The 585-nt window shown below is 71.3% G+C and carries 1 protein-coding gene; it reads right to left on the bottom strand.

Annotated features, from left to right (window positions below; translation table 11 throughout):
* Positions 1–24 precede the first annotated feature (24 nt).
* A partial coding sequence (locus x551_RS23050; RefSeq protein WP_036236889.1) for a TIM barrel protein occupies positions 25–585 on the bottom strand: 561 nt, incomplete at its 5' end.

The following is a 585-nucleotide window of genomic DNA, read 5'->3' on the forward strand; positions in this document are numbered from 1 at the left end:
GGCCTGAACCGGGCCGTCGGCGGATCAGCGCTGCCGCCAGCCCAGGCCGGCGCTCGTCTCGCCGCGCGGCCGGTACTCGCAGCCGACCCAGCCGCCGTAGCCCAGCGCGTCGATCACGTCGAACAGGTAGGCTGCATTCAGTTCGCCGATGTCGGGTTCCTGGCGCTCCGGCACGCCGGCCACCTGCAGGTGGCCGACGCGGCCGGTGGGCAGGTACTGCCGCAGCTTCATTGCCACGTCGCCCTCCACCACCTGGCAGTGGTAGAGGTCCATCTGCACCTTCAGGTTGGGCGCGTTCACCAGCTGCACGATCTCGTGCGCGTGGTCCTGGCGATTCAGGAAGTAGCCCGGCATGTCACGCAGGTTGATCGGCTCGATCAGCAGATCGACGCCGGTTCCGGCGGCCTGCCTCGCGGCCCACGCCAGGTTCTCCACGAAGGTCGGCTGCAGCGCGGCGCGTTCGGTGCCGGCCGGCAGCCGGCCGGCCATCACGTGCAGGCGCGGGCATCGCACGACGCTCGCATAGGCCAGCGCCGTGTCGATGGCGTGCCGGAAGTCGGCTTGGCGTCCCGGCAGCGCCGCGAG

The organism is Methylibium sp. T29, from assembly GCF_000576205.1.
Lineage (GTDB): Bacteria > Pseudomonadota > Gammaproteobacteria > Burkholderiales > Burkholderiaceae_C > Methylibium > Methylibium petroleiphilum.